Here is a 24853-nt window from a genome sequence, read left to right as displayed (position 1 = left end):
CGTCGGTTCATGAGCACAGTTCCGAAGCGATTCGAGATCCTGCTGGTGCCCTCGCACGTCGAGGACCGGGGCGACGCCTCCGTGACGGACAGCGCGGTCCGCTCGGCCGTCGTCGAGGCGACCGGGCGACGCGGCGAGTCGGGCTACCCCATCTACGAGGGGCACGGGGTGATGGCCGACATCGACCCCGAGACGCGGACGGTCGAGGCGCTCCTCGTCGACGGGCGCGAGCTCGACTACGGCCTGACGGCGCTGGTCCGCCCGGCGGCACGCGACCGAGGGGCGCCGGGCCCTACGGGCTGAAAATGCCCCTTGAGGTAGGCGTTGCCCCGTTACCCGGCTGCCACGCCGAATGGCCGGAACGCGCCCCCAAGATCGTGAACCGTCCCCGTCCGCACGCGAGGGGGGGTACGGGAGGCCTCTCCCGTACCCCCCCTCGCGGTGGGTCACTTCGCCTTGGAGTCCTCGATGGACTTGCGGACCTCGTCCATGTCCAGCTTGCGCGCCTGCCCGATGACGTCCTCGAGCGCGGTCTCCGGCAGCGCCCCGGGCTGCGCGAACACGGCCACGTTGTCCCGCACGATCATCAGCGTCGGGATGGAGCGGATCTCGAACGCGGCGGCCAGCTCCTGCTGCGCCTCGGTGTCCACCTTGGCGAACACCAGGTCCTGGTGGCGCTCCGAGGCCGCCTCGAAGACAGGCCCGAACTGACGGCAGGGACCGCACCAGGAAGCCCAGAAGTCGATCAGGACGAATTCGTTGCCGCTCACGATCTCGTCGAAGTTGTCCTTGGTGAGCTCTACGGTACTCATGCTTCCTGTCTCCGACCTGCGTAGATGGTGCGATCCTGGCTGATTCCCGAGACGGTGCGGGAGCACAGCGGAACACTTGGGCCCTATGGCGAGCCTAACCCCGAGAACGAACGAGCACCGTGTCGTTACCAGCCATCACGTGAAGTGACGCATGGACGGCGAGTGGCAGACAGAGCGCAGACCCCATCGACCCGGCCCCCGTTCGACCCGCTTCCCGACTCCGCGCAGGAACAGGCCGACCCGTACGAGCACACCGCGTCCGTGCTGTGCCTCGTGGTCAGCGCTGAGGCGCCCGCGCCGGAGGGCCAAAACGGGAGGTGACCGCGCGCCTCGCCCTGACCGTCCCCGACGACGGCGCGTACATCAACACCGGCCTCGTCGTCCCGCACCGCAAACGCCTCGGGGGCCCCGCCGATGGTTGCTCCCGACAGGTCCTCTGACGAGCGTGATCGCTAGGTCCTGTCTTTCGGGTCAGGCCGGGATCGCCTGGCACCGTGCCGCGGGCGTCGTGAGTTGGGGAAGGAGAAGGAGAGGGCCTCGCTGCAGAAGGACGCGAAGTGCCTCTGCCAGTCGGCTCGGACGGAGGCGGCGGGCCCTTGGCGAGCAAGCCATGGCCACCCTGAAAACCTGCCGCCTCCCGCGGGCCGGGCCCTGGAAGACCTTCGTGGTCCTCTCGGTGCTTTCAGCGGTTGCGCCGGCTGCGGCGCACGAGGAGAAAGGCGAGGAGGGCGATCCCCGCTGTAAGCAGTGGGGGCCATTTGGATCCTGCCGCGTGCGCCGCGTGTGCAGCCTTCTCGCGGACTGCGTCGGGGGTTTTGTCGGCCGCGAGGTGGCCGGCTCGGTATGCGGTGTCGCGGACGTGCGCTGCGGTTTGTGTTGCTGTGTGCAGGATCGGCTCAGGCGTCTTGCTCTTTGCCAGCTCAGCTGTATGGCCGGCCTTCTCACGGACCTGCGTGGTGGCCTGCTTGGCTTTCGCGATGCTGTGTTCCTTGACCGCGGCAGCCTTCTCCTTGGCCGTGGTCTTGCCGTGGGCTCCGGCCGACGGCTCGTCGACCTGGCCGGGTTCGCCCGCTGTGTACTCGGCCTCTGGCGGCTCTCCAGAGGGGAACGAGGACTCGTTACCGTCGTGCTGACTGTTCATCGGTGTGCTTCTCCATCCCGGCCATCACAGCCACCGGCTTTGTTGCTGGCGCGAGCTGGCCCCGATCCTCAGGGCGAGCCAGCGGTCGAAGGGCCCTCCTTCAAGGATCGCGCGGCGAGAGGCTGAACGCGCGGCGCCGAGCTGGTGCTCCTACTTCGTTCGGACACGGCTAAGACGTGGTGCGCCCGACAGCCACGCCTGTGGCGGCCGAACGGGTGGCGTTGGCCGTTCGCCTGTCGGATAGGGCCGGGAGACGGCATGGAGGCGTGCTGTGCTGCCTGCATGGCCCGACAGCCACAGGCGGGATTGGCCGGACGCGCTTGGCTGGTCTGCCCGAACAGCGAAGGAGGACCGATGTTTCGTTTCCGAGACAGCCAGCGAACCGGAAGCACAGTCCTGGCCCTGCTCTGCGCAGTGCTCCTGTGTCAGGCAGCACTGACCGATTCCGCCGATGCGGCCGCTCACTCTTCGAGACCTCGGGTCGACTGGGATGCGATCGCCCAGTGCGAGTCCGGTGGTAACTGGCGTGCCAATACGGGCAATGGGCACTACGGCGGCCTGCAGTTCACCCGGTCGAGCTGGAGGGCCGCGGGTGGCCTTAGGTACGCTGCCCGAGCCGACCTGGCTACGAAGTCGGAGCAGATCGCCACGGCCAAGAGGCTGGCTGCGTTGCAGGGTATGGGTGCTTGGACCTGTGCCCGCCGGTAGGAACCGATGGACGGCGGGCGGTCGCGGTGTCCACCTCCGCCATCCCGAGCCAGCCGGTCGGCCGACTGGGCAGTGGTGCGTCCTCCATGCAGAGTTCGGCCTGACGGGTACTGCTTTCCGGGCTGGCCTCAGTCTGTGAGTTTTCAGGTCTGGGGTGGAAGCAGAGGTCCCAGTGGGCCGAGGTCGAGGTTGAGGTCCTCCAGCGCGTAGCCGTGCTGGGCGCACAGATCGGCCAGCCGGTCGTGGAGCGCCAGGAGCGTGGCTCCCAGCTCCTCCTCCTGTTCGTCTGTGAGGTCTCCTGCGTCCACGCGGCGCAACGCCTGGCGCTCGATGAGCTGACGCAGGAGTTCGACCAGGGTGAGGACGAGTTTGAGCAGGTCCTCTTCCACTGTGTCGCGGTCGGTGTACATACGGTGAGCCGTACGCGGGGGCGCGTCGTGAGGTGAGGGAGGCGCCTGGATGAGCCGGAAGGCTTGCGACATGGAGTCACCGACGTCATGGAGGTCGGGAACGGGGTGCGGTGACGTGGCGCTGTGCCGTTCGTGGTGCTCTTCGCTCATGCTGGCCGCCCTCCTGCGCCGCCCGTGCCTGGGCGGTTCTCGGAGCTGACGGACACGATGAGCGCGCGCAGTGAGATCCGGACGAGATCGATGTCGGCGATGGACAGAACGATGTCGCCGGTGATGACCACGCCGCCGCTGAGCAACCGGTCGAGGAGGTCCACCAGCGCCACTTGGCGCCCGGGAAGTGGTTCTCCGTGCTCCGTGAGAGTCATGAGCCGTGCTCCTCGCCAGGGGCTGAGTTCCGGCGCTCGACCGGTGGCGTGGCGAAGGAGTAGGGCGCCCAGGGGCCGGTCACTTCGACACGGATGCCATCGAAGACGCCGACGGCCCTCTCGATCGCGGCCCGGAACGGCTCCGCGTAGGCGTCGGGGACGAGGTAGGCGTCGTTGAGCACGTTTTCGACGGGCCCGGTCAGGGTGCCGCGCTGGGTGGGGTGTCGCACGTGCTGCGAGGCGTATTGGGAGGCGACGGTTTCGATGATTCCGGCGGCCTCTTGCGCTTGGCTGTACACGGCTTCCTGGGCGTTGTGCTGAGCCCTACGGCGCTGGAGATATGCCTTGCCCGGAGTAGTGGCAGCGCCGGCGTCGGTGTCGGGGAGGGGTCCGGTGCCGGCCGGGGCCGCGGGGGGCGCGAGGTAGATCTTCACGCCGAATTCGGTGTGGGCGGTGAGCTGGGCGAGTCTTTCGGCGAATGCGTCGTGCTGCTCGGCAAGAGCTTGGCCGGCGCGGTCGTCGTCCTGGTAGACGGTGGCCATGCGGAGGGGAAGGACTGTGGCGTGGACGGAGAGGGCCTGTACGACGTCGTGGTGGGCGCGGGCGACATCCTCGAGCCACTCCAGGTCCTCGAAGTGGTTCTTCAGCGCGCTCTCGTTGAAGTCACGCCGTGGTACGTGGCTGGTGGCGAAGGCCAGGGGCGGCTCTGGGCCGCCCGTGCCGGGTGGTGCGGTGACGAACAGGACAGGGGACCCGTAGATCCCCCGGAGGCCCATCAGGGCGTCTCGGAGGCCTGTCGTGAGCGGGGCTGCAGCGTAGACGTAGGTGAGGGCGTCGTCGGGTGTGGTCATGGCCTGCGCCCCCGCGCGGTCTCATCGCCCGCACTTCCCTCGGGTTCCTCGCTGGTGGTGCGGGGTGGGAACTCTTCGCCATCGAGGCGTTCACGGCGTAGGGCCTCCAGCTCGGCGCGCAGTCGCCGGTTCTCCTGCTCGAGGGGGCTGCCGGTGTGACGCGAGGAGAGCGAGGGGTCGTGCTCCCACCAGTCGATGCCCATCTCCTTCGCCTTGTCCACGGAGGCGACCAGGATCCGGAGTTTGATCGTCAACAGTTCGATGTCGAGAAGGTTGATGCGAATGTCCCCGGCGATGACGATGCCCTTGTCCAGGACCCTCTCCAGGATGTCGGCGAGGCTGGAGGTGCTTTGCCCGTATGGCATCGGGGCGGCGCGGGACGGGAAGGATCCGAGTCGGCTGGGTTGTGGCTCAGACACGATGACGGCCTCGCTTTCCCGTCAGGGAAATTGTCGGCGGAACTCTGCGATCTCGTCGAGCCGGTCGATCAGCTCGTCCTCCCGGCGGTCGAATGTGTCCTGGTCGATCTCGTCGTTCAGCAGTCGCCGCTCCAGGTCGGCGAGTTCGCGCCATACCGGGGCCGGGTCGTAGTACTCGTCTTCGGCCTTCTCCGCGACCTGCTGGGCGGCCCACACGACTGCCCGCACCGGTGCGATGGGCAGGGTGAGCAGGCCTGAGAACAGTCCCATGGCGAGTGTCCTCCTTTCTTTCTCCGTTCCGGGGTCGCCGGGTCACTGAACGAAGCTGTACGGGGGCAATGGGCCAGTGAGCCGGAAGTCCACGCCGCTCTCGATCTGTTGAGCGAGACCGGCCTCCGCCGCCAGGAAGTCCTCTGTCCGGTCGTGGGGCACCAGCAGCGACAGGTTGAGGAAGTCGGGGCTGGAGGGCGGATGGGTGACGTGCTCTCGGCCGTAGGGAACCAGCGCTTGTACGAGTTCCGCTGCCAGCGAATCCTGGCGTTCCTGCACTTCGCGGGCGACCAGTTCCCCCAGCGTGAGGGGCAGCTGCGGGTCCTGCGCGCCGGCACGGATCTGGTCGTTCAGATCCCTCGCCTCGGGGGAGTCCTGCAGGATCTGACGCAGCAGCTCGTCCTCGTCCGCCTGGGTAGCCCTCACGTGATACTCGGCGCAGCCGTCAAGTCGCGCGAGAGTGGCGATGTAACTGTCCGCGTTCTCTTCAAGGGCCTGCTGGACGGTCTGATCGTCGGAGGCGAAGTAGCCGAACTGCAGTGGCAGGACCACGGCATCGGCCATGAGAGATTCCAGCACCTCCTGATGGACTTGGAGGTCCCTGCGCTTGGGCCGGATCTCTTCGGAGATCTCGCTGACCACCGCGCACAGGGGTCCGGCGGCGACGGTACGCACGGGTGAGGGGTGGGAGCCCACTCCGGTCAGACCGTCAAGGCGGTGGGGATGATCCTCACCGGTGATCGCGTACACATAGAGGGCCATCGGTCACTCCCTCTCCCGACGGGCCGGGCGCCGGGCGGGACGCCGCTTCCTGGGGGCAGCTTCTTCCTCTGGCTCTGCTTCGGGCTCTTCCTCTTCCGGCTCCTCCTGCTTGGCGGACTTGCCGGAAAGCGATTCGGTCACGGTATCGACCGCCCCGCTGAGTGCGCCCTTGGCCTTGCCCTTGGCCCCGCCTTCCATCATGGTTCCGACGACCTCGGGGAGCTGGGCGGGTGCCTTTCGGCCTGCTTCGAGATCGAGCCGGTTGCATGCCTCGGCGAACCGCAGGTAGGTGTCGACGCTGGCCACCACGATGCGGGCGTCGATCTTGATGAGTTCGATGCCCACCACTGAGATGCGGATGAAAATGTCGATGACCAGACCGCGGTCGAGGATGAGTTCCAACACGTCATAGAGGCTGCTGCCGCCTGTGCCGCCTCCGCCCCTGCTTACGCTGCTGCCGCTTTGCGGCACCATGGTCATGGCGCCTCCTTTCCCGGGCGGCCCGTCGTCAGGTCGGCCGGTCGATCATGCCTCGGCTGTACCGGCGGGTTCGTTCGTAGGACATCAGTTGCCCCTCGGGATCCAGGGCGACCTTGTAGCTGGCCATCACGCTGGTCGTGTCTGGGATGCGTTCCAGTTCCACCACTTCCACCTGTGCCTCCCAGCCGTCCTCGGTGGGCTTGAGCGACGAGACGGAGTCTGGGGGCCTCCCGAGGAGCTGGGCCAGTTGCCCAGCTGCGGAACGCATCGCCGAAGGCGCGTTGAGAGCCCTTGACGGCCGTTTGGCGGAAGCACGGCGTTCCGACGGCCGCTTCTGTTCCTCGGCGTCCTCAGCAGGGCGGGGGCGTACTCTCCTCGGACGTGTCGGCTCTGCTGCGGCCATGTGGTCACTCCACTGGGGGAACATCGCTCGCTGAAACTACAATGTCATCATATAGGGACATATCCCCCGTGTCGGGGGTGGGCGGTGTAGAGACCTCTGAGCGGAGCTGCTTCTTCGGCTGCCGACGCAGAACACCACCGCACGGTCCGCAGGCCCGGACGGTATTCCCGGGCGGCGACGTACAGCTCGCAAACGCCCTGGTGAAGGGATGCAGCTCATGCAGGACACGACCAAATACGCGCTCGCGGCCGCTGTGGCCGGGGGCTACGTACTCGGACGCACCAAGAAGGGCCGCCTCGCACTCACAGTGGCCACGTACCTCGCCGGCCGCCGCTTCGGCCTTGACCCGCGTCAACTCATGATGGAGGGCCTCGGCAAGCTCAAGGAGACGCCCCAGTTCGCTGAACTCAGCGAACAGCTGCGGGGTGAGGCACTGGACGCGGGCAAGAAGGCTTTGGGAGCTGCGGCAAATCGCAAGCTCGGCGACCTCGCCGACTCGCTCCACAACCGCACCCTCGATCTGGCGAGCGCGGGCAAGAGGGAAGAAGAGGAGCCCTCCGAGGACGAGGACGAGTACGACGACGAACAGGGCTACGCGGAGCCGGAGGCCGAGGAGGAGGAAGAAGACGAAGAGGAGGAGGAAGAGGAAGAAGAGCCGGAGGAGGAAGAGGAAGAGGAAGAAGAACCGGAGGAGGAAGAGGAAGGAGCGGAGGAAGCGTACGAGCCGGAGGAAGAGGAAGAGGAAGAGGAGGGGGAAGAGGAGGGGGAAGAGGAAGAGGAAAAGCCTCAGGAAAAGCCCCGGCCCCGTAGGGCGCGGCGACCGAGCGCCAAACCCGCAGCGTCCGCCAAGAAGACGGCGGCGAAGAAGACCGCGGCGAAGAAGGGCTCAGCGGAGAAGCCTCCAGCCCGCGCCGCAGCCGCAAAGAAGGCCCAGCCGACCAAGAAGGCCCAGCCGACCAAGAAGGCGGCGTCGGCCAAGACCGCTGGCAAGAAGGCGGCCAAGACGGCACCGGCGAAGAAGACCGCGGCGCGCACACCGGCACGCAAGACGGCACCGGCGAAGAAGACCGCGGCGCGCACACCGGCACGCAAGACAGCGCCGGCGAAGAAGACCACAGCGCGCGCACCCGCACGCAAGGCGGCGACCGGGAAAGCGGCGGCGAAGAAGACCTCAGGCCGCAAGCCGTCCACGCGGAGGTAGGTCATGGCACAGTCAGAACGCGCCAGCGCGCAAGAACCCAAGTCGGGAATGGACCAGCTGCTCGAAGAGCTGAAGTCATTCCTGGGAGCCCAAGCCGGGCAGCTTGCCGACAAGGCGTCGGACAAGCTGGGGGAGGTGACCGATCAGCTCTCGGACGTGGCGCAGGGCGACGGGAAGCTCTCTGACGTCGCCGGTATTGGGGGGCGGATGCTTAAGGGCGACTCGCCCATGAAGGCGATGATGGGCCAGGGCTTCAGTGGGCTGAAGGACAAGGTGACCGGCGCCGCCTCCCAAATCTTCGGCAAGGGCAAGAAGGGCCGTAAGAGCGGCGGGAAGGTCATCAACATCGTCGAGTTCATCGACGTCGGCCTGCCGCTGCGCACCGTGTATGACCACTGGTCGCAGTACGAGGACTTCAGTGGCTTCGCCAAGGGCGTTCGCGACGTCTCGCGCAACGACGACACCACCAGCGACTGGAAAGTCAAGGTCGGGCCTTCGACGCGGGGCTGGAAGGCCACAGTTCAGGAGCAGGTCCCCGACGAGCGGATCGTCTGGACTTCCGAAGGCGCCAAGGGAAGCACCCGTGGCTGCGTCAGCTTCCACGAGCTCGCTCCGTCGCTGACCCGCATCGTCGTGGTGGTGGAGTACTACCCCTCCGGATTCTTTGAGAAGACCGGCAACCTGTGGCGCGCTCAAGGCCGCCGCCTGCGCCTGGACCTCAAGCATTTCCTGCGGCACGTCTCACTCACCACCGACGAGCCGGAGGGCTGGCGTGGCGAGATCCGGGACGGCGAGGTGGTCGTCACCCACGAAGAGGCGATGGAGGAGGAAGGGGAGTCCGAAGAAGACGAAGAGGAAGACGAAGACGCGGGCGAGGCGGAAGGGGAGTACGAAGACGAGGAAGAGGACGGCGAGTTCGAGGAAGGCGAAGAGCCCGAGGAGGAAGAGCCTGAGGAAGACGAAGAGCCCGACGGTAGTTACGCCAAGGGCGAGGAGGAGTACGCCGAGGAGGATGTTCCTGAAGAGGAAGAGGAAGAGGAAGAGGAAGAGGAAGAGGACGACGAGGACGAAGCCGAGGACGAGGACGCAAGCCGTCCGCGCCGTCGACGGTAGTGGCGTGCACGGTCACGGGGCCGGAGGGCCGGGGGCCCGAGGGGTACTGCTGAGAAGGGGCGACGTCCACGTCGCCCCTTCTCAGCAGTACCCCTCGGGAGTTCTGGTCCCAGTCACCCGCATCGATGAGACCGCTCGAGCGCCCTGCCTGCCGTTCTCCACCGTCGCACCATCCATCGGGCGGCAGCCGCCGCCGATCTGGCATGGTCAGAGTTTGAACGTGCCCTTGCCCTTTTCCTTTACATGACGGCCCTTGCCGCGGGCTTCCAGCGCGGCGCCCTTAGCCGCAGTGGTTTCGTTGCCTAGGGCATGCGCTGTCTTCCTGACCACCTTCCCGATCACCTGCTCGGCCTTGGCCTTGACCTTCTCGCTGGCACTCATGTCCGCCCCTTTCCACATACGCCCTTACCCGGGGCGGGTGAGAACAGGCATACGCGCAGATTTCGGTTGCCTGCAGCTCATGGGCCAGGTCGTCGCGTGGCTGTGACACCCATGGAGGAGGCGGCGGCTTCGGACCAGCGCGCGATGGAGCGGGGCGTCGGCCTCAGGCGCGGCGCGCCGCTTCGATGTCCGGGCGTGATGCGGAGGATCGCCACCGCTCCGCTGAGTTCCAGGAGCCGGCGCAGGTGAGGGGGAGAGGGCCCGTCACCGTGAACCGGGGGAGTCGGCGATTGGCGTGTACGAGGAGTCGGAGTAGACCGGAGGATGCGTAGCCGACTCCGGACACGTCGATCATCGGTCGTGCGGCCTGGGCGGATGGGGCATCGGCCAAGGCTCTGCGGAACGGCGCCATGGTTCCACTGTCGAACTCGCCGGCCAGGACGAGGACAAGTGCGCCATCCCCGCTCTCGGGCAGATGAGTCATGCTGGCCCCGCTGAGCGTGCTCGCCAGCCAGGACCGTAGGTCGGCCGCGCCCCGGGCGCGGCCCGAGGGGACCGGGACCGCAAGGGGAATCGCATCATGCACCGTCTTTCATCGACGCGGCGCGGTAGCGGTTGCCCGCCTGTCGATCATGACCAGGCTCAGGCCAGGGAAGGCCGCGTGACCATGCTCGAGACGTCCATGGCTCAGTCACGGTGCCACCCGATCCCGATGCTGGAAGGGAACGACTACGGGGAGGAGCCGTGTGCGGCGCCTTCCAGATGCGGATCCGCGTAGCGAACTTCGCCAACGGCATCGAACTGGGCTGAGCGGGGAGAACCGGTCATTGAGGAAACGCGCGCGGCGCCGAACCGTAGCGAACGCCGGCGTTGGAGCGCCGATCTTCTCGAACTCACTGGTCCCCGCCGTTCTCGTCCCTGCCGTTCTCGTCCCCGCCGTTCTCGCCCTTCGCCTCCTGGTCCCCGGCCGGGGAATCTTGCGGGATCGCCGCGGCCGCCGCGCTCGCAGGGGGGTGGGCGCGCAGGTAGCCGACCACGGTGTTGCCCACGGCGACGAGTGGGACCGCCACGACGGCTCCCCCGATACCCGCAACCGTGCCTCCCGTGGCAACGGCCAGGACGACGGCCAGCGGGTGGACTCGGACAGCCCGGCCCAGGATGAACGGCTGCAGCACGTGCCCTTCGATCTGTTGCACCACGAGGACAACCATCAATGCCATCAGCGCGGTGAAGACCCCTTCGGTGACGAGTGCGACGACGACGGCGAGTGCTCCCGAGACGACGGCGCCGACCAGGGGCACGAAGGAGGACACGAAGATCACCACGCCGATGGGCAGGGCGAGTGGCACGCCGAGGAGGTGGATGCCCACACCGATGAAGACCGCGTCGATCATGGCTACGATCATGGTGCCGCGGATGTAGGCAGTGAGGGTCCGCCAGGCACGCGGGCCGGCGCCGGCGACTCCGGGGCGTGCCGCTGCGGGGACAAGCTTGAGCGTCCACAGCCAGACGCGCCTGCCGTCGTACAGCAGGAACAGCGTGGCGAACATGGCCAGCAACAGCCCGGTGATCACCTCCACCAGCACGGTCACACCTTGAAGTCCTGCGGACGTGATCTCACTCGTGCTGCTGCCGATGGTGTCGCTCAGGTTGTCAGCGATGTCATTGATCTGTTTTTCCGTGACGTGTAGCGGGCTGTCGAGCAGCCATTGCTTGAGTTCGTCGATCCCCTCTTGGACGCGTTCGGAAAGGTTGTCAAGGTTGTCGAGCACCTGCCAGACGACGAACCACCCCACCAGACCGAGCAGCACGAATCCGCAGGTCGCCGTCACCACCGTGGCGGCGCCACGGGAGAGTCCGCTTCGGTGCAGCCGGGCGACCGTCGGCTGGAGCAGCGCCGTGACCAGAAGCGCGACCACGAATGCAAGGACGACCAGCCGTACCGCACCGATGACCCTCATCAGAACCCAGAGAGTCGCGGCTAGCACCAGGAAGCGCCACCCAGCCTCCGCGGCCACCCGAACCGCCCAGGGCACTGCAGCTGCGGGACCCCGTGCTCCGGGATCGTCACCGGGGCGCAGCTCCGGGAGAAGCGAGTCCTCCCCTGCTCCTGCGTCCTCTGCTTCCCGCTGGGCCTGGAGCCGAGCCCGACGCTCGCCAAGGCTCGCGGCGCTGTTCTTCGCCCGCCCGAGCCATCCGGGCAGGCGAGGTGGTCGAGGTTGGTCCACTGCGGAGAACCTCCGAGTCGTACGAGAGGGAAAACTTTCTCTAGGCTCGCGCGTGCCCGGCCCTACGGCACCCCGGCGCATGACCGCTGACCCGACTGCTGCTGAGATTCCACAGAATGTCGACGAGCCTTTCTCCTCGACCGCGCCCTCAAGGGCAGGGCCACCGCATCGCCCTCGGGCCGCACTTCACCCCCCGCCGTGCGGTCCGCCCTCTTCTGACGCGTCACCGACTTTCGTGCTCCATGGGCCGCCCGGGCATGACCATGCCCGACGGGCCAGCTGCCGGGCGTCGAGGGTCGCTTGCGGGGGCCGCCACCGGCGATGGGCCCTGGAGACCTGCGTTGGGCGCGTCAAGGGGCACCAGGCGGTCGCGGAACGGCATGAGAAGCAGACCACGGGGATCGAACGGTTGGCCTCCTCGTTGGTGCGCCTGCTTCGCACACGAGGCTGGCTGCCCCTGGAGTACCTAGGCGCTATAGGGGCCGCCCTCGTCGCGCTGACGAGCGGGACCGGGTGGAGAGGCTCGGCGTCGGCCGCAAGTTCGCGGGCGGCGGCACGGAGAAGCTCATTCGGCGGTGATCACGCTTTCGAGTGAAGCCGAGTGCGTGGATGCCTCCGGTGCGAGGTCCCACTAGTCAAAACTTGTACCGTCGGCGCTGTTTCGGTCGTGATCCGGAATGGCGCCCGGGCAGCCCGTCGAGTCCTGGGGAGGGGCCGGGCGGGCGCGTGACCGACCCGACCCATGCTCCGCAAGCTGGAGCGGCGTATCGCCGCGCTATTCCTGATCACTGCGCCAGACTGGGACCCATGACACGAACGGTGGAAGACGCGCGCGAGTACGACGTGGTGGTCCTCGGCGCGGGCCCGGTGGGGGAGAACGTCGTCGACCGGGTGCGGGCCGCCGGCCTCAGTGCCGCGATCGTCGAGAGCGAGCTGATCGGCGGCGAGTGCTCGTACTGGGCGTGCATGCCGAGCAAGGCGCTGCTCCGTCCCGCGCTGGCCCGCTCCGACGCCCGGAAGGTAGCCGGTCTGCGGGAGTCGGTCTACGGTCCGCTGGACGCCCTCGAGGTCTTCACCCACCGCGACGAGGTCGTCGGGCACTGGAAGGACGCGGGCCAGGTGGACTGGCTGAACTCCGTCGGCGTACGGATCCACCGGGGCCACGGCCGTCTCCTCGGGCCCCGCAGGGTCGGCGTCACCGGCCCCAAGGGCGAGCATCACGTCCTCACCGCCCGGCACGCGGTCGCCGTCTGCACCGGCAGCCGCGCCGTCCTCCCGGAGCTGCCCGGCCTCGCCGGGGCCCGGCCCTGGACCAGCCGTGAGGCGACCAGCGCCGACCGCGTACCCGAGCGGCTGATCGTCGTCGGCGGGGGAGTGGTGGGCGTGGAGATGGCCACCGCCTGGCAGGCCCTCGGCGCGAAGGTCACCCTGCTGGTACGCGGCGGGGGCCTGTTGCCCCGGATGGAGCCCTTCGTCGGCGAGCACGTGGCCGCCGCCCTGACCACGCGCGGTGCGGACGTGCGCACCGGCGTCACGGTCAGCGCGGTGGTACGCGACGGGAGTACGGGACCGGTCACCGTGGTCCTGGAGGGCGGTGACCACGTCGACGGCGACGAGGTCCTCTTCGCGACCGGCCGGGCCCCGCGCACCGAGGACATCGGCCTGGAGAAGGTCGGTCTGGAGCCGGGCTCCTGGCTCGACGTGGACGACACCCTCAGGGTCACCGGCAGCGACTGGCTGTACGCCGTCGGGGACGTCAACCACCGGGCTCTCCTGACCCATCAGGGCAAGTACCAGGCCCGGATCGCCGGTGCCGCCATCGCCGCCCGCGCGCAGGGAGCGGGGTCCCTCGACGACGGGCGCTGGGGCGCGCACGCGGCGACCGCCGACCACTCGGCCGTGCCCCAGGTGGTGTTCTGCGACCCCGAGGCTGCGGCCGTCGGACTCAGCCTCGCCGAGGCCGAGCGGGCCGGGTTCCGGGCCCGGGCCGTGGACCTCGACATGGGGCAGGTCGCCGGGGCCGGGCTCTACGCCCAGGGCTACCGGGGGCACGCCCGGATGGTCGTCGACCTCGACCGCGAGGTCGTCCTCGGCGCCTCCTTCGTCGGTCCGGGCATCGGCGAGCTCGTCCACTCGGCGACGGTCGCGGTCGTCGGCGAGGTCCCGATCGCCCGTCTGTGGCACGCCGTTCCCTCGTACCCGACGCTGAGCGAGGCGTGGCTGCGTCTCCTGGAGGCCTACCGGGGCTGACGACCCGTCATTTTCCCTTGCCTCAAGGGGATTCGGCGACACCGGGCGGCGCGTACGGGGCGACGAGGGCCCGCGCGGCCGAGCGTGCCGCCTCCAGGGCGGGCCGCGGATCGCGGCCGGACTCCTGGCCCAGGACGACCCGGGTGCTCAACCCGTCGAGCAGGGCCAGGAGTTCGGAGGCGCGGGCGCCCGCGTCGAGCGGCGCGAAACGCCGTCGCGCGACGCCCGCCGCGAGGAGCGCCTGCAGGTCCTCCTGCCAGCCCCGGTCGAGTTCCTCCTGGGCCTCCCGGAGGGCGTTGTTGCCGGGCGTGCGGGCCCAGAGCTCGATCCACAGGGTCCAGCGCGGATCGCGCGGGCCGCGCGGCAGGTAGAGCCTGAGGAAGTGGTCGAGCTTGCGCTCGGCCGTGGTGCGCCGGGACAGCAGCGCGCGGCGCTCTTCGGCGAGGGCGGCCTCGCTCCACCGGAGCGCGGCGAGCAGCAGCAGGTCCTTGCTGCCGAAGTAGTACAGGATGTGGCCGCCGCTCGTGCCGAGCCGCTCCGCGAGCGCCGACATGGTGAGGGAGGCGAGGCCGTGCTCGGCGATCGCCGCCATGGCCTCTTCCAGCATCCGTTCCTGGGTGACGTGCCCGTCCCGCCGTCGTGCCGTCCGTGCCACCGCCGCTGTCCCCTGTCCTGCCGCTCGCCGCCTGCTGTTGGTCGTTCGTCGCTCGTTCTCGGTCGCCCCGGGCGCCGCTTTGTGCGTGATCGACCTTAACCGCAACCTCCGAAGGTCTTGACGTGGCCCGAACCCCTCGCGCATCTTGAATGCCGTTCTAAAACTTAGAACGGCATTCAAGACAGGAGTGCGGTGTGCTCGGACACGAGACGGCGCCCGTGACCACGGGCCGCGACGAGGTCTTCCAGGTCGAGGAACACGGGATCGACCCCATACCCGACGCCGAACGGCACGGAAGCGCCAAGGACGTCTTCTGGCTCTGGTTCGGCTCGAACCTCACCTTCACCTACGTCATCAACGGCGCCCTCGCCGTCGCCTTCGGACTCTCCTTCTGGCAGGCCACCGCCGTCGTCGTGCTCGGCGGTCTGTCCTTCCTCGCCATCGGCGCGGCCGGTCTCAGCGGCGTGCGCACCGGCACCGCGACCCTCGTCATCTCCCGCGCCGCCTTCGGGCGTCGCGGCAACTGGCCCGCCGGGCTGCTCAACTGGATCGTCAGCATCGGCTACACCATCGTCAACACCGTGGTCGGCACCCTCGCCCTGGAGGCCTTCTTCGCCGACCTCGGCTGGAACGGCGGACCGGCCGCCCGCGCCCTCGCCCTCGCCGTCACCCTCGCGCTGACCTTCGCCGTCGCCCTCTGGGGCCACGCCACCGTCCAGTTCGCCGAACGCTGGATGGCCTACGTCCTCGCCGCCGGCTTCGCCGCCCTGCTCGTCCTCGTCCTGCCCGGCGCCGACACCTCCGCGCCCGCCGCCGCGCCCGGCGCCTCCGCCTGGAGCCTCGCCTTCGTCGTCATGCTCGCGGGCCCCTTCTCGTACCTCCCGATGCCCGCCGACTACACCCGCTACCTGCCCCGCACGACGTCCCTCAAGGCCGTCACCTGGAGCGGAGCCCTGGGCGGCTTCGTCTCCTCCGTCGCCCTCGGCGTCGCGGGCGTGGCCGCCGCGACCCAGACCGACATGACCGACGCCGTCGCGGGCACCGAGAGCCTGCTCCCCGGCTGGTTCCAGCCCCTCTTCCTGGCCCTGGTGCTCGGCGGCTCCGTCACCAACTCGATCATCACGCTCTACTCGTCGAGCCTGAACCTCCAGGTCCTCGGCATCCCGTGGAGCCGGGCCCGCGCCATCGTCATCAGCGCCGCCGTGACGGCCCTCGGCTCCCTCGGCGCCCTCTTCCTCACCGACTTCACCACCTCGCTCCTCTCCTTCCTCTCCCTCCTGATCATCGTCTTCGCCCCCTGGGCCGGGGTCTTCCTCGCCGACATGGTGCTCCGCCGCTGCACGTACGACTCCGCCGCCCTGCACGCGCGCACCGGCGGCGCGTACGGATACCGCTCGGGCTGGCACCTGGCAGGTCTGACCGCACTCCTCTGCGGCCTCCTCTTCTCCGCGCTCACCTGCGACTCCGCGCTCTGGACCGGTCCGCTCGTCGCCCCGCTCGGCGGGGCGGACCTCACCCTGCTCGGCGCGGGAGTCTCGGCCCTGGTGTACGTGCTCCTCGCCCGGGGGCACGTCACTCCGGTACGCGACTGAGCCGCGCCCTCCCGAGGCCCCGCGCCCGCCGACACCCTCAGCCGCCGACATCCTCACCTGCCGGCACCCTCACCGCCCGACACCCTCGTACGTACGTCACGGAGCCACCCCGCATGAACAGCACCACCCCCGCTCCCGCCGATCTGGTCCTCACCGGGGCCCGGATCCACACCGTCGACCCGGCCCTCCCCGAGGCCCAGGCCCTCGCCGTCCGCGCCGGGCGCATCGTCTGGATCGGTTCCGACGCCGGAGCCGAGGCCTGGACCGGGCCCGGCACCCAGCTCCTCGACGCCGGCGGACGGCTCGTCCTGCCCGGCTTCGTCGACGCCCACAACCACGTCCGCCTCGGCTCCGACGACGCCTGCGTCCAGCTCGCCGGTGCCCGGAGCCTCGACACGATCCACGCCCGTATCCGCGCCTGGCACGCCGAACACCCGGACGCCGACTGGATCGAGGCCGAGGCCTTCGACTACTCCGCCGTCCCCGGCGGACGCATGCCCACCGCCGCCGACCTCGACCCGGCCACCGGCGATACGCCCGCCCTGGTCCTCAGCTACGACGTCCACACCGCCTGGCTCAATACCGCAGCCCTCCGGCGGATCGGCGTCGACCGCGACCACACCGACCTCCCCTTCGGTCGGGCGGTCACCGACCCGGCGACGGGCGAACCGACCGGATTCGTCCAGGACTTCGCCGTCAAGGGTCTCTCCCGCGACGGCCACCGCGCCCTCCAAGCGCTCGGCGTCCCCTGGGCGTCGCGGGAGCGGCAGTACGGCAGGCTCGCCAAGAGCCTCGACGACGCCATCGGCTTCGGCATCACGACCGTCGTCGAGCCCCAGAACTCCCTCGACGACCTCGCCCTCTTCGAACGCGCCCGGGCCGAGGGCAGGCTCCGCTCCCGGATCGTCGCCGCCCTCTTCCACCCGCGCGGCACGACCGACGCGGACCTGGACGCGTTCGCCTCGGCGGCACGGAAGTTCGCGGACGAGCGCCTCCGGGTCGGCCCCCTCAAGCTGTACATCGACGATGTCGTGGAACCCCGTACCGCCGCCCTCCTGGAACCGTACGCGGGCTGCTCCCACCACCGCGGCGACACCTTCTATCCGCCCGAGGAGTTCGCCGAACTGCTCACCCGCCTCGACGCGCGGGGCTTCCAGTGCTTCGTCCACGCCACCGGCGACCGGGGCATCCGTACCGTCCTCGACGCGGTCGAACGGGCGCGCGCGGCGAACGGACCGCGCGACGCGCGCCACCAGATCGTGCACGTCGAGTGCCTCGACCCGGCCGACACCCCGCGCTTCGCCGCACTCGGCGTCGTCGCCTGCATGCAGCCGCGGCACGCCGCCCCCGACATCGCGGGACCCGGCCAGGACTGGGCCGAGAACGTCGGCCCCGACCGCTGGCACAAGGCCTGGCCCCTGCGCAGCCTGCGCGCGGCCGGCGCCGTCCTCGCCCTCTCCAGCGACTGGAACGTCGCCGAGATGGACCCCATGGTCGGCATCCACGCCGCCGTCACCCGCCGTCCGCCCGGTGGTGGGGAGGCCTGGACGGCGGGCGAGACGATCGACGTCGCCGCCGCGGTGGAGGGCTACACGATGGGTTCGGCGTACGCCAACTTCCTGGAGCACGAGCGGGGTTCGCTGACGGTCGGCAAGCTGGCCGACTTCGTCGTCCTCTCCCGCGACATCCTCCGCATCGCCCCCGAGGAGATCCCGGGGACGGTGGCGGAGACGGTGGTGGTGGGCGGCGAGGTCGTGGTGCGGCGCTGAGAGGCGCGCCGGGGGCGGCCCGCCCGGAGAGGGCGGGCCGCCTTGTCGTCACGGAGGACGGGACGGGAACGGACCGGTCAGAGCCGGGGACCGGATCAGAGTCGGTCGAGCACCTTCCGCAGGGCGGAGATCTCGGTGGACTGGGTCCGGACGACGTCGTCGGCGAGGGCCTTGGCCGTGGCGTTGCGGCCGTTCTTCCGCTCGACCTCCGCCATCTCGACGGCGCCCTCGTGGTGGGCGATCATCAGCTCGGCGAACCTGCGGTCGAAGGCCTTGCCCTTGACGGCGGCAAGGTCCTTCATGTCCTGCTCGGACATCATCCCGGCCATGCCGTGGCCCCCGTGACCGGCGGACTCGGGCTTCCCCCAGCCCTTCAGCCAGGCCTTCATCTTCTGGATCTCGGGGTCCTGGGCCTGCTCGATGGCGGCGACCAGCTTCTTGACCTCGGCGTCCTCGGCCCGGCCGTCGGCGAGCTCGGCCATCTCAAGGGCCTGCTCGTGGTGGGGGATCATCATCTGCGCGAACATGACGTCCGCGTCGTTGAAGGCTCCGGCGGCGGCTCCGGCGACGGAGGCGGTGGGCGACGCGGAAGCGGACGGGGAGGCGGAAGCGGACGTGTCGGCGGGCGCGCCGCCGTGGTGCTTCGTGTTCCCGGCCTCGTCCGTGCCGCAGGCGGAGAGCAGGAGCCCGGTCGCGGTGGCGGCGGCGACGAGGGCGATCTTCCTGGCGGTTCGGTGGGTGAAGGCACGCATGTGGGTGATACCTCGTGTGCTGGTCGTAAGAACGGAAAAGGGCAGGCCGAAGACGTTCACGGGCAGCGCGGGGCGCCCGCGACGGTGGCGGTACGGCCTAGATCCGTAGGACCGAAAGCTGGGCGAGGTCGGGAGGACGGGGCGGCGGTGCGTGCGGCCCCGGCGCGGGCAGGAGCCGCGCGAGAAGGAGGGTGAGCCAGTCGGGGCGTCGTCCGAGCGCCGCCCGGACGAGCCCGGCGAGCAGCCAGCCGGCGAGGACGGCCACGCAGAGCGTGGTCATGTCCATCGCGGTACCGGGTTCGTGTGAGGAGCCTGAGTCACCGCTCTCATGGCCGCCGGTGTGGGGGACCGCGCCGACGGAGGTGGCCGAGACGGCCTCCGTGCTCCCGCCGGCCCCTTCGGGGTGGCCGACCGCGTGCATCAGGAACACGCCGAGCGCGAGCACGACGACGAGCAGAAGGTGCGTGAGGGCACCTTCCGCTCGTCTGTGGCGTTCCGCTCGGTGTGTACGCACGTGCCAGGACCTCCTGGCGGGCGAATATACCGTGCGGGGGTATCAAGGCCGTGTCAGGACGCCGGCGTCTCGCCCGCCATCGCCGCGGCCATCCGCAGATGCGGCGCGGCCTCGTCCGCGCGCCCCTGACGCTCGAGGGTGCGCCCGAGCATCAGTCGCGCGTAGTACTCGACCGGGTCGCGGTCCAGGATGGCCCGCAGCTCGGTCTCCGCCGGGGAGAGCTGGGCGGAGTGGTAGTAGGCGCGCGCGAGGAGGAGGCGCTGGGCGGTCTGCTCCGGGTGCTCGGCGACCAGGCCGCGCAGGATGCGGACGGCGGTTCCGTACTCCTTCGCCTCGAAGAAGAACTGGGCGCGGTCCCAGCGCTCGCCGGCCGTTCCGAACTCGTAGTACGTGTCGCTCACTTTGCTCTCGCCTTCCGGAGTGCCCGATCTGCCACTCTGTGGGGTGGACGACCGCGTCAACAAGCCAAGATGGTTGAATATTTCACTACCGCCTCTCCGGGCAGGAACAGGTTGAGCATGAGCAATCTTGATCGCCAGGCCACGCTGACCGTGTGCGGCGGCCGCGGCTTCGTCGTCGCCGAGCCGGTACGGGAACTCCTCAGCCCGCGCCACGTCCAGCTCGGGGAGTCGACCCAGGTCCGCCGACTGCTCCCGAACCTGGGCCGGCGGATGGTCGGAGCCTGGGCCTTCGTCGACCACTACGGCCCCGACGACATCGCCGACGAACCGGGGATGCAGGTACCGCCGCACCCCCACATGGGACTCCAGACCGTCAGCTGGCTCCACGAGGGCGAGGTCCTGCACCGCGACTCCACCGGCAGCCTCCAGACCATCCGTCCGCGCGAACTCGGCCTGATGACCTCCGGACGGGCCATCTCCCACTCCGAGGAGAGCCCCCGCCCGCACGCCCCCCTGCTGCACGGCGCCCAGCTCTGGGTGGCCCTCCCCGACGCCCACCGCCACGTCGAGCCGCACTTCCAGCACCACGCCGACCTGCCCCGGGTCACCGCGCCGGGCCTCACGGCCACGGTGATCCTCGGCGAACTCGACGGCGCCGCCTCGCCCGGCACCACGTACACCCCGCTCGTCGGAGCCGACCTCGCCCTTACGGCCGGCACCGAGACGAGCCTTCCGCTGGACCCGGACTTCGAGTACGCGGTCCTGGCGATGTCCGGCGAGGCGCACGTCGACGGCGTCCCGGTCCTCCCGGGCTCCATGCTCTACCTCGGCTGCGGACGCACCGAACTCCCCCTCCGCGCGGCCTCCGACGCCGGCCTGATGCTCCTGGGCGGCGAACCCTTCGAGGAGGAGATCGTCATGTGGTGGAACTTCGTGGGCCGCACGGACGAGGAGATCCGCGTGGCGCGAGAGGACTGGATGCGCGGCGACCGCTTCGGCGAGGTCAAGGGCTACGACGGCGACCGCCTGGACGCCCCGGAGGTCCCGGCGACTCAGCTGAAGGCACGGGGACGGGTGCGCTGAGCTGGGGTTTTCCGATCCGGGTCGATGCGGGGGCGGAGGTTCCTGATCCTGCCCGCGGATTGTTGTTGCGGCTGCGGGAGGGCGCGTATCGCAGCCCCTCCCGCAGTCGCGCGGTCGGCTGGTGTGCTTCCAGGGTGTGCTCGTGTACGAGCGGGTCTGGTCAGCTGAATGCTGACCTTTTGCTGACTTTGTTGACACGGCGTCAGTTTTCTCGACGGCGCGGCGCAGGGTGGTCCCAGCGCGGGCCATGTGCGGCAGAGTAGGCACGACGCTCGTCATCCGGGGGCCAGCCGCCTCTTATCCAGCCGTACGGGCCGCGCGGGCGCCCCCAGAGCCACTGGTCGCTGTCTGCGACAGGAACCTCGCGCGCCGGCCTCGGACCTGGAAGAGCGCGTACCGGCATCGCGCCCCCTGACGTCAGCGAACCGCAACGGAAGCGGCCGATTCGGCGAGTCGCTCACCAGCAGCTTCTTCGTCTGCTGGTGGTACAGCAAGGACGTCCGTCTGACCAGCAGGAATGGAGGTCTAGAGCGTCGACGGCTGGGCGTTGGACCGCGCATGGTCCGGATCTTGGTGAGGGGCAGAAACGATGCAGCCGATACCGAGCAGTTGGTGTAGGGGATCTGGGCTGAGCGTGCAGTGCCTGCTTGGACCGTAGGGTGCCGATCGGAGAACATCTGGCTGAGGACCAAACGGTGCGACGCGAACGGCAAGGTCTGAAGCGGTACGGGCGGTGTCCGCTGCTTCTTCTGGCCGGTCAAGTCAGCACCAAGTCAGCACCGCGCTGCAGTCGCTGGGCCTGGTGTGAACGTGTACGGTCCCACGGCTGTGCGCCTCGTCCGGCTCCGCGTACAGGTCCCGCAGGGACTCCGGAGAAGGGCCGTTACTAGCACCGGGCTGGTCATCCCGTACCGTCGCGAGGGCGGCCAGACCGAGCTCCCGGCCTGGAAAGCGGACCACAACAGGTCCCACAAGCAGGTCCAAGCCCGCCTTGAGCATCAGAGATGGGCGTGTGGGCCGAGGCGCCCTGAGCCAGCTGCAGGGCTGGCCCAGAAGAACGTTACGCGCCACGGTAGGTGCTTCCTCACGGGCGCAATTCGCGGACCAGGACGCGATCGCTGATCACGGAAGGGCTTCCGGGCCTTGGCAGGCCCGCGCTCGAAGACTATGGGTCTGGGCTCCTGCCAGGCGGGTCGGACCAGGAGGATTCGTCCGGCTCCTCTGTCTTCTGCCCGGCAAGGCCCTCGGCCTCTCCCAGGGCGCCACGGGTTCACCGGGCTTACATTGCTGTCGTGGAGTCCAACGTCGATGTGATCCTCTCCCACGCCGCTCGCGGCGTCGTGTCCAGGGCGGCCGAGCTGGCCGACCAGCTGGCGCAACTCCTGAGCGTGAAGGTTCCCGAGCTCACGGAGTACGAGGACATCGTCACGCTGGGAGGGGCGAGCATCGCCGACAACATCATGGTGTGGGGTGACGCCCTCGAGAACGGTCTCGACCTGACGCGGGTCGAGGCGCCGCTCTCCTTCGTGGAGTACGCGCGGCGGTTCGCCCGGGAGGGAGGACGCATCAGCACCCTGCTGCGGACGTACCGCTACGGGCAGGCCGGCCTCCTGCGCGCGATGCTGGCGGAGATGAACCGGCTCACGAAGGACCCGGTTCTCATCAACGCGGCGACGGTCAAGCTGAGCGGGATGATCCTCGAGTTCATCGACCGCACCTCGGAACAGGCGGTCGCGGCGTACCAGGAGGAGCGCGATCGTTGGGTGCAGCGGCGATTGTCGCTGGTGAACGAGGCCAGCGTGCGAGTGGGGACGACCCTGGACATCGCCGGCACCGCGGATGAACTGGCCGCCGTCGGCACCGACTACTTCGCCGACCTCGTCACCGTCGACCTGCTCGGCTCCGCGCTCCTGGAAAGGGACGCCGAACCCGTTCCCGGACCCCCAACCCTCCGCCGCGTCGCGCAGCGGTCCGTATGGGACGGCTGCCCGGACTCCGCTGTCAAGACCGGTCACTCGTACATCTGCCCGGAAGGGTCGGAGCCGGCGCAGGTCCTGGCCACGGGGCAGCCGTGGCGCAGCCGCATCGACGCCTCGGCGCTCCCCGTGTGGCTGACGCAGAGCCCCGATCAGAGGGCGGTCGTCGCCGAGTACGGAATCCACTCCGTGCTGGTGCTGCCGCTGCAGGCCCGGGGAAGGACCCTGGGCCTCGCTCAGTTCTTCCGGCACCGCACGGCGGCCTCGTTCAGCGACGACGACCTGCTGCTCGCCCAGGAGATCACCGAGCGAACAGCCGTGTACATCGACAACGCCCGCCGCTACACCCACGAGCGCGACTTCGCGCTCACCCTGCAGCGCAGCCTGCTGCAACGGCGCCCACCGGAGCAGTCCGCTGTGGAAGTCGCCTCCCGCTACCAGCCGGCCGGCTCCCACGCGGGGGTGGGCGGAGACTGGTACGACGTCATTCCGCTGTCCGGGGCACGCGTCGCCCTGGTGGTCGGCGACGTGATCGGCCACGGTATCCATGCCTCCGCGACCATGGGCCGGCTTCGGATGGCCGTCCGGACCCTCGCGGACGTCGACCTGCCCCCCGATGAGCTGCTCACCCACCTCGACGACGTCGTCGTCCGCCTCCAGCAGGAGGAGTCGCCGACCGAGGACGAGATCAGCGCCACGTGCCTCTACGCCGTCTACGACCCGGTCTCCCGTGTCTGCTCGCTGGCCAGCGCCGGGCACGTGCCACCGCGTGTAGTCCTCCCCGCCGCGGCACCCGCTGAGGACGCCACTCCCGATCTGCCGATCGGGCCGCCATTGGGCCTTGGGGGGCTGCCCTTCGAGACGATTGAGCTAGAACTGCCGGAAGGCAGTCTGCTCGCCCTGTACACCGATGGCCTGACCGAGAGCCGAAGCCGCACCAATGGAGACGAGCTCGACGTACTGAGCCAGGCCCTGGCCCAACCCGCCGCGTCCCTGGAGCGGGTCTGCGACACCGTGCTCGGGGCGCTCCTGTCCGACCTTCCCCAAGACGATGTCGCGCTTCTGCTGGCCCGCACCCGCGCCCTCGACGCAGGCCGGGTCGCCGCCTGGGACATCCCTTCCGAGCCCGAGGCCGTGGCAGGGGCCCGGCGGAACGCCTCGGAGCAGCTGGCGGCCTGGGGACTGGACGACTCCGCGTTCATCACTGAGCTGATCGTCAGCGAACTGGTCACCAACGCCATCCGATACGGCCGACCGCCGGTCCGGCTCCGGCTCATTCACGACCAAAGCCTCGTCTGCGAGGTGTCCGACGCCAGCAGCACGGCACCTCACCTGCGCAGGGCCCGCCTCTTCGACGAGGGCGGCCGTGGCCTGATGCTGGTCGCGCAGCTGGCCCAGCGCTGGGGAACCCGGCACGCCAGGGAGGGCAAGATCATCTGGACGGAGCAGGATCTGCCCGCCCGCTGAGGCGCCCCCCTGGCCAGGCCGCCCACGGCTGAGCCGTCCTAGCGGCCCTGGCGGCCCGCCGCCCAATGGAGAGCGCCGGCGAGGTGGGTGCGGAAGGCGGGGGTCGCGTACGACTCCGAGGTGTGGCCGAGGGCTGTGAAGAAGAACCGGCCGCCGGCATTCTCGTGGCACCAGGAGAGCGGATGGTCCGCGCCGTGTGTCCCGCCGGTGTACGTGGACTCGTCGGCACGCAGCAGGACGTGGACGTCCGCGTCGCGCGGGGGTGAGGTGAAGTCGTACCACTCGTCGGTCCAGGCCCATTCCGCGGGCAGGTGCGCGGTCGCCGGGTGTGCGGGGTCCTCTACGTGGACCAGACCGTGCTGCAGAGGGGGGTGGCCCGCGAAGCGGGTGCCGAGCAGCTCGCCGTAGAACGGCCAGTCGGGCTCGGCGTTGGCGGCCGCATGGACGGCGAGGAGCCCGCCGCCGCGCCGTACGAATGCCTCCAGGGCCGATCGACCCTGGTCGGTGAGGACCGACCCGGTGGTGGACAAGAGGACCACCGCCGCACACCGCCCGAGCCGCTCGGCCGTGAAGGCCTCTGGTTCGCCCGTCGCCTCCGCCTCGAACCCGCCCTCGCGGGCCAGCTCGACGAGCGCGTCCGTACCTGCGGGGATGGAATCGTGGCGGTAGCCGGCCGTGCGGGTGTAGACGAGGACGTCCGAGGTCGGCACAGGACCCCCTTCTTGGAAAGCGCTTTCTGTCCGACCTTAGTCACCGGATCTTCCTCGCTGCAACGCGTCGCTGCCCTTGGTTGATACCTTTCACTTGTCGAGTGAAAGCAAATGGCTTCGCTCACGATGGGAGGGGGCAC

General features: G+C 69.5%; 28 protein-coding genes. 10 read left to right on the top strand and 18 right to left on the bottom strand.

The window, feature by feature from the left end; all coding sequences use genetic code 11:
* The first annotated feature begins 9 nt into the window (after positions 1-9).
* Positions 10-303, top strand: coding sequence for a hypothetical protein (locus tag IO20_RS0120175; RefSeq protein ID WP_030215032.1), 294 nt, complete (start codon positions 10-12; stop codon positions 301-303).
* 143 nt (positions 304-446) lie between these two features.
* Here IO20_RS0120175 and trxA read toward each other — a convergent pair whose 3' ends face one another.
* On the bottom strand, positions 447-812 hold the full coding sequence (gene trxA / locus IO20_RS0120170; RefSeq protein WP_030215029.1) for a thioredoxin: 366 nt from the start codon (positions 810-812) through the stop codon (positions 447-449).
* Positions 813-1129: 317 nt separating this feature from the next.
* Here trxA and IO20_RS42010 point away from each other — a divergent pair, with 317 nt between their 5' ends.
* The gene (locus IO20_RS42010; protein WP_281181666.1) at positions 1130-1252 is read left to right on the top strand and encodes a hypothetical protein; all 123 of its coding nucleotides are present in this window, start codon (positions 1130-1132) and stop codon (positions 1250-1252) included.
* 242 nt (positions 1253-1494) lie between these two features.
* Here the strand turns inward: IO20_RS42010 and IO20_RS40365 are convergent, their stop codons facing one another.
* Entirely contained in the window at positions 1495-1953 is a 459-nt protein-coding gene (locus IO20_RS40365) for a hypothetical protein (RefSeq protein WP_030552529.1), read from the bottom strand.
* 354 nt (positions 1954-2307) lie between these two features.
* On the opposite strand from IO20_RS40365, the gene IO20_RS38705 reads away from it, so the two are divergent.
* Complete coding sequence (locus IO20_RS38705) at positions 2308-2661, top strand: transglycosylase family protein (protein ID WP_078946084.1); 354 nt, start codon at positions 2308-2310, stop codon at positions 2659-2661.
* 143 nt (positions 2662-2804) lie between these two features.
* On the opposite strand, the gene IO20_RS0120150 is transcribed toward IO20_RS38705, so the two are convergent.
* The 8 genes from IO20_RS0120150 to IO20_RS0120115 form a co-directional block, all read right to left on the bottom strand.
* Positions 2805-3221, bottom strand: a complete 417-nt coding sequence (locus IO20_RS0120150; RefSeq protein WP_030552527.1) for a gas vesicle protein K — start codon at positions 3219-3221, stop codon at positions 2805-2807.
* Positions 3218-3436 carry a gas vesicle protein gene (locus tag IO20_RS0120145; RefSeq protein ID WP_030552525.1) on the bottom strand — a complete coding sequence of 73 codons (219 nt, stop codon included), beginning with the start codon at positions 3434-3436 and terminating at the stop codon, positions 3218-3220. The genes IO20_RS0120150 and IO20_RS0120145 overlap by 4 nt, the downstream gene beginning before the upstream one ends.
* Positions 3433-4287 carry a GvpL/GvpF family gas vesicle protein gene (locus tag IO20_RS0120140; protein WP_030552523.1) on the bottom strand — a complete coding sequence of 285 codons (855 nt, stop codon included), beginning with the start codon at positions 4285-4287 and terminating at the stop codon, positions 3433-3435. The genes IO20_RS0120145 and IO20_RS0120140 overlap by 4 nt, the downstream gene beginning before the upstream one ends.
* Positions 4284-4652 (bottom strand): gas vesicle protein GvpJ, encoded by a 369-nt coding sequence (locus IO20_RS36730; protein ID WP_037635903.1) that lies wholly within the window; start codon positions 4650-4652, stop codon positions 4284-4286. Before IO20_RS36730 ends, IO20_RS0120140 begins: the two co-directional genes overlap by 4 nt.
* A gap of 75 nt (positions 4653-4727) precedes the next feature.
* The gene (locus tag IO20_RS0120130; RefSeq protein ID WP_030552519.1) at positions 4728-4976 is read right to left on the bottom strand and encodes a gas vesicle protein GvpG; all 249 of its coding nucleotides are present in this window, start codon (positions 4974-4976) and stop codon (positions 4728-4730) included.
* Between the two features lie 42 nt (positions 4977-5018).
* The gene (locus IO20_RS0120125) at positions 5019-5738 is read right to left on the bottom strand and encodes a GvpL/GvpF family gas vesicle protein (protein ID WP_030552517.1); all 720 of its coding nucleotides are present in this window, start codon (positions 5736-5738) and stop codon (positions 5019-5021) included.
* 3 nt (positions 5739-5741) lie between these two features.
* On the bottom strand, positions 5742-6218 hold the full coding sequence (gene gvpJ / locus IO20_RS0120120; RefSeq protein ID WP_030552516.1) for a gas vesicle protein GvpJ: 477 nt from the start codon (positions 6216-6218) through the stop codon (positions 5742-5744).
* A 28-nt stretch (positions 6219-6246) separates the two neighbouring features.
* On the bottom strand, positions 6247-6621 hold the full coding sequence (locus IO20_RS0120115) for a gas vesicle protein GvpO (RefSeq protein ID WP_030552514.1): 375 nt from the start codon (positions 6619-6621) through the stop codon (positions 6247-6249).
* A gap of 217 nt (positions 6622-6838) precedes the next feature.
* On the opposite strand from IO20_RS0120115, the gene IO20_RS40360 reads away from it, so the two are divergent.
* Complete coding sequence (locus IO20_RS40360; RefSeq protein WP_030552512.1) at positions 6839-7822, top strand: hypothetical protein; 984 nt, start codon at positions 6839-6841, stop codon at positions 7820-7822.
* A gap of 3 nt (positions 7823-7825) precedes the next feature.
* Entirely contained in the window at positions 7826-8935 is a 1110-nt protein-coding gene (locus IO20_RS0120105) for an SRPBCC family protein (RefSeq protein WP_030552510.1), read from the top strand.
* Between the two features lie 207 nt (positions 8936-9142).
* Here the strand turns inward: IO20_RS0120105 and IO20_RS40790 are convergent, their stop codons facing one another.
* The 3 genes from IO20_RS40790 to IO20_RS0120095 all read right to left on the bottom strand — a co-directional run bounded on the left by IO20_RS40790 (position 9143) and on the right by IO20_RS0120095 (position 11544).
* On the bottom strand, positions 9143-9316 hold the full coding sequence (locus tag IO20_RS40790; RefSeq protein ID WP_169749530.1) for a hypothetical protein: 174 nt from the start codon (positions 9314-9316) through the stop codon (positions 9143-9145).
* Positions 9317-9479: 163 nt separating this feature from the next.
* Complete coding sequence (locus IO20_RS42380; protein WP_157850791.1) at positions 9480-9800, bottom strand: STAS domain-containing protein; 321 nt, start codon at positions 9798-9800, stop codon at positions 9480-9482.
* A gap of 409 nt (positions 9801-10209) precedes the next feature.
* Entirely contained in the window at positions 10210-11544 is a 1335-nt protein-coding gene (locus IO20_RS0120095; RefSeq protein ID WP_030552508.1) for an AI-2E family transporter, read from the bottom strand.
* 807 nt (positions 11545-12351) lie between these two features.
* Here IO20_RS0120095 and IO20_RS0120090 point away from each other — a divergent pair.
* Positions 12352-13794 carry a dihydrolipoyl dehydrogenase family protein gene (locus IO20_RS0120090; protein WP_030552506.1) on the top strand — a complete coding sequence of 481 codons (1443 nt, stop codon included), beginning with the start codon at positions 12352-12354 and terminating at the stop codon, positions 13792-13794.
* 22 nt (positions 13795-13816) lie between these two features.
* Here the strand turns inward: IO20_RS0120090 and IO20_RS0120085 are convergent, their stop codons facing one another.
* Positions 13817-14449, bottom strand: coding sequence for a TetR/AcrR family transcriptional regulator (locus IO20_RS0120085; RefSeq protein ID WP_030552504.1), 633 nt, complete (start codon positions 14447-14449; stop codon positions 13817-13819).
* Positions 14450-14643: 194 nt separating this feature from the next.
* On the opposite strand from IO20_RS0120085, the gene IO20_RS0120080 reads away from it, so the two are divergent.
* Positions 14644-16041 (top strand): purine-cytosine permease family protein, encoded by a 1398-nt coding sequence (locus tag IO20_RS0120080; RefSeq protein WP_030552502.1) that lies wholly within the window; start codon positions 14644-14646, stop codon positions 16039-16041.
* 113 nt (positions 16042-16154) lie between these two features.
* On the top strand, positions 16155-17810 hold the full coding sequence (locus tag IO20_RS0120075) for an amidohydrolase (protein WP_030552500.1): 1656 nt from the start codon (positions 16155-16157) through the stop codon (positions 17808-17810).
* Between the two features lie 95 nt (positions 17811-17905).
* On the opposite strand, the gene IO20_RS0120070 is transcribed toward IO20_RS0120075, so the two are convergent.
* From IO20_RS0120070 to IO20_RS0120060, 3 genes are all read right to left on the bottom strand, one after another.
* On the bottom strand, positions 17906-18562 hold the full coding sequence (locus IO20_RS0120070) for a DUF305 domain-containing protein (protein ID WP_030552498.1): 657 nt from the start codon (positions 18560-18562) through the stop codon (positions 17906-17908).
* Positions 18563-18659: 97 nt separating this feature from the next.
* Positions 18660-19076, bottom strand: a complete 417-nt coding sequence (locus IO20_RS0120065) for a DUF6153 family protein (RefSeq protein ID WP_030552497.1) — start codon at positions 19074-19076, stop codon at positions 18660-18662.
* Positions 19077-19129: 53 nt separating this feature from the next.
* Positions 19130-19477: a tetratricopeptide repeat protein gene (locus IO20_RS0120060; RefSeq protein ID WP_030552495.1), complete on the bottom strand. Its 348-nt coding sequence runs from the start codon at positions 19475-19477 to the stop codon at positions 19130-19132.
* Positions 19478-19594: 117 nt separating this feature from the next.
* Between IO20_RS0120060 and IO20_RS0120055 the strand changes: the two genes are divergently transcribed.
* Complete coding sequence (locus IO20_RS0120055) at positions 19595-20560, top strand: pirin family protein (protein ID WP_030552493.1); 966 nt, start codon at positions 19595-19597, stop codon at positions 20558-20560.
* Between the two features lie 1292 nt (positions 20561-21852).
* A complete protein-coding gene (locus IO20_RS0120050; protein WP_051874581.1) occupies positions 21853-24003 on the top strand; it encodes an ATP-binding SpoIIE family protein phosphatase in 2151 nt (716 codons plus the stop codon).
* A 38-nt stretch (positions 24004-24041) separates the two neighbouring features.
* On the opposite strand, the gene IO20_RS0120045 is transcribed toward IO20_RS0120050, so the two are convergent.
* Complete coding sequence (locus IO20_RS0120045) at positions 24042-24713, bottom strand: ThuA domain-containing protein (protein WP_030552489.1); 672 nt, start codon at positions 24711-24713, stop codon at positions 24042-24044.
* Between the last annotated feature and the right edge of the window lie 140 nt (positions 24714-24853).

The sequence above is a fragment of the Streptomyces exfoliatus genome, from assembly GCF_000725545.1.
GTDB classification, from domain to species: domain Bacteria; phylum Actinomycetota; class Actinomycetes; order Streptomycetales; family Streptomycetaceae; genus Streptomyces; species Streptomyces exfoliatus.
This window is presented reverse-complemented; position numbering and strand designations above follow the sequence as displayed.

Coding starts and splice junctions, on each gene's coding strand:
- IO20_RS0120175 (WP_030215032.1), top strand. CDS start 10: ATGAGCACAGTTCCGAAGCGATTCGAGATCCTGCTGGTGCCCTCGCAC.
- trxA (WP_030215029.1), bottom strand. CDS start 812: ATGAGTACCGTAGAGCTCACCAAGGACAACTTCGACGAGATCGTGAGC.
- IO20_RS40365 (WP_030552529.1), bottom strand. CDS start 1,953: ATGAACAGTCAGCACGACGGTAACGAGTCCTCGTTCCCCTCTGGAGAG.
- IO20_RS38705 (WP_078946084.1), top strand. CDS start 2,308: ATGTTTCGTTTCCGAGACAGCCAGCGAACCGGAAGCACAGTCCTGGCC.
- IO20_RS0120150 (WP_030552527.1), bottom strand. CDS start 3,221: ATGAGCGAAGAGCACCACGAACGGCACAGCGCCACGTCACCGCACCCC.
- IO20_RS0120145 (WP_030552525.1), bottom strand. CDS start 3,436: ATGACTCTCACGGAGCACGGAGAACCACTTCCCGGGCGCCAAGTGGCG.
- IO20_RS0120140 (WP_030552523.1), bottom strand. CDS start 4,287: ATGACCACACCCGACGACGCCCTCACCTACGTCTACGCTGCAGCCCCG.
- IO20_RS36730 (WP_037635903.1), bottom strand. CDS start 4,652: ATGCCATACGGGCAAAGCACCTCCAGCCTCGCCGACATCCTGGAGAGG.
- IO20_RS0120130 (WP_030552519.1), bottom strand. CDS start 4,976: ATGGGACTGTTCTCAGGCCTGCTCACCCTGCCCATCGCACCGGTGCGG.
- IO20_RS0120125 (WP_030552517.1), bottom strand. CDS start 5,738: ATGGCCCTCTATGTGTACGCGATCACCGGTGAGGATCATCCCCACCGC.
- gvpJ (WP_030552516.1), bottom strand. CDS start 6,218: ATGACCATGGTGCCGCAAAGCGGCAGCAGCGTAAGCAGGGGCGGAGGC.
- IO20_RS0120115 (WP_030552514.1), bottom strand. CDS start 6,621: ATGGCCGCAGCAGAGCCGACACGTCCGAGGAGAGTACGCCCCCGCCCT.
- IO20_RS40360 (WP_030552512.1), top strand. CDS start 6,839: ATGCAGGACACGACCAAATACGCGCTCGCGGCCGCTGTGGCCGGGGGC.
- IO20_RS0120105 (WP_030552510.1), top strand. CDS start 7,826: ATGGCACAGTCAGAACGCGCCAGCGCGCAAGAACCCAAGTCGGGAATG.
- IO20_RS40790 (WP_169749530.1), bottom strand. CDS start 9,316: ATGAGTGCCAGCGAGAAGGTCAAGGCCAAGGCCGAGCAGGTGATCGGG.
- IO20_RS42380 (WP_157850791.1), bottom strand. CDS start 9,800: ATGACTCATCTGCCCGAGAGCGGGGATGGCGCACTTGTCCTCGTCCTG.
- IO20_RS0120090 (WP_030552506.1), top strand. CDS start 12,352: ATGACACGAACGGTGGAAGACGCGCGCGAGTACGACGTGGTGGTCCTC.
- IO20_RS0120075 (WP_030552500.1), top strand. CDS start 16,155: ATGAACAGCACCACCCCCGCTCCCGCCGATCTGGTCCTCACCGGGGCC.
- IO20_RS0120070 (WP_030552498.1), bottom strand. CDS start 18,562: ATGCGTGCCTTCACCCACCGAACCGCCAGGAAGATCGCCCTCGTCGCC.
- IO20_RS0120055 (WP_030552493.1), top strand. CDS start 19,595: ATGAGCAATCTTGATCGCCAGGCCACGCTGACCGTGTGCGGCGGCCGC.